At 68.5% G+C, this 2130-nt stretch carries 1 protein-coding gene; it reads right to left on the bottom strand.

Translation table 11 applies throughout. The features are described 5' to 3' along the window. Nucleotides 1-2130, bottom strand: a 2130-nt coding sequence (locus HJY11_RS13300) for a hypothetical protein (RefSeq protein WP_208076431.1), incomplete at both ends; no start/stop codon positions are given.

Here is a 2130-nt window from a genome sequence, read left to right as displayed (position 1 = left end):
GGTTGCCGGCCGAGTCCTCCAGGGTGTAGGCGATGAGGTACTCCCCGGGCCGGGTGGTGTCGATCCCCTCCACCGCCTTTCCGTTTTGGGTGATGGCAAAGCGGGTCTCCTTGAGCATCCCGTCCGGCTGGGCGGAGGTGAACTGGTACCGGCTCCGCAGAAAAGCCCGCAGCTCTTCCCCGTCCAGCCAGCCCCCAGACAGGGGCGGGTCGCTGACGGCCTGCACCAGCCGGTCTGTCACCGTGGCGTACTTGGTCCCGCTCTGCCAGTCCTCCACGATCTCCGGCTCCTCCAACTCGCTCCCCGGCTCCACCGTCGGGTCGCTTGGGTCGTAGTCCACCCAGGGCGGGCTCCCCGCCGGCAAAAAGGTATAGGTCAGATAGACCGTGGTCTTGTTCCCCCGGCTGTCGGTGGCCGTCTGGCTGATGACGCAGCTGCCGGGATAGCGGGTGTCGTACCCGGCGGCCGCCACGTCCACCCCCTCCTTGGTCACCGCAATGGGTGAGAGGGTCAGGGTGTCGTCCCCCTGCTGGCTCACAAACCCGTACCGCCCGGCGAAGATCTGCTGGGCCACCCCGCCTGTCAGCTTCCCGCCGTAGGCCGCCGGGTCTCCCACCGCCTCGGTGATGGTCTCGTACACATAGGCGTGGGCCCGCCCGGTCTCCGGGTCCTCCTTCACCACCGGCTGGGGCGCCGGCTTCAAGGGGTCAAAGGCCGGGCCCACCGGCGGGGTCCCCTCCTCCTGCCGCTCCACCAGCGGCGGCGCGTTGGGGTCGATCAGGGTATCTGTCAAAGTCAGGGTGGTGGTGTTCCCGTCCGCGTCGGTCACCACACAGGTCACGGTGAATGCGCCGGCCTGGGCGGTGTCCACCCCGGCCCCGCTCACGTCCTCCCCCTCCTGGGCGATGGTGTAACTGTAACTCAAGGTATCGTCCCTGGCCACCTGGGAGGCAAAGTCGTAGCGCTCGGCGAAGAGCCCTTGGGCGTCCTCCAGGGTGAACCGCCCGCCGTAGAGGGGGTTCTCCCGGTCCACGTACTCCTCCATGCTGTCGGCTGCGGTGGCGTGGCGCAGGCCGCCCTCGTCGGTCTCCTCCTCCGGCTCCAGGGCCGGGGCATCCGGGTCTTTCGGGGTGGCGCTGGGCGGCGCGTTGAAGGACACCGGCGTGGCCGCCCCCACGTTCCCCGCCGCGTCCACCGTCCGGTAGAGCCCGTTCTGGCCGATGGCCGCGGTCTCGCTGGTGTTGCCGTTGCCCTTGTTTGCCCCCTCGGTGGGCAGCTCAAAGGTCTGGGCCGTCACCCACTCCTGGGCGGCGGCGTCGTACCGCTCCAACTTCCACACCCCCGACAGGTTGTCGGTCAATGTGGCGCTCTGGGCGGGCGCGGTGCGGGCAGAGCGGTAGGTCAGCAGCGCCGGCGCGGCCGTCGACAGGGACGGCGGCACCTTGTCCACCTTGATCACGTCGTCCTTGCGCACCGACTTGGCCCCGTTCCCGCTGTTCTCCGCCTGCAGCGCCACCGGCTTCTCGGTCTCATCGCTGTAGATGAGGGGGGCCTCCTCGCTGGTCAGGGCCGCCTCCACCGTCCCCTCTTTGGGGTCTTTGATGTAGAACTTGTCAAAGTCCCCCGGGTAGAAGGTGATGGCCACGTCCGAATTGTTCCATCCGTTTTCGTTGGGCGCGGTGCGGGTGTAGTGGTAGTCCTTCCCCGCCTCCCCCTCCGGCTTCTCCGGGTCCCCGGGGGTCAGGGGCTGGGCGGGCACCAGCTCCGCCGACGAGTACTGCTTGGAGCCGAAGAAGTCGTCGCTCATCCGCTGCCCCACCGTCACCGTCTCGCCGTCCGGGTTGTTGATCTTTGCCTTGTAGGTGATGACGTTCCCCGCCGCGCTCACCCCGATGGGGATCCCCTCCCCGCTCGCGTCGTAGGGGTTGCCGTCCTCGTCCACCACCGTCTTTCCGTCCACCGTCACCGTCTGCTCCTCCCCTTGCAGGATGTCCAGCCCGGCGGTGGGGTACTTCTCCGCCTTCTCGTCCTCCTCCGGCACCAGGTTCAGGTGGGCGTAGACGATCTCCGCCCCCGCCTCCGGGTGGTTGTTTTTCACCGTGGAGCGCACCGTCACCACGTCCCCGTCCT

Origin of the sequence: Bittarella massiliensis (ex Durand et al. 2017), assembly GCF_017566145.1 — a bacterium.
GTDB classification, from domain to species: Bacteria; Bacillota; Clostridia; order Oscillospirales; family Ruminococcaceae; genus Bittarella; species Bittarella massiliensis_A.
This window is presented reverse-complemented; position numbering and strand designations above follow the sequence as displayed.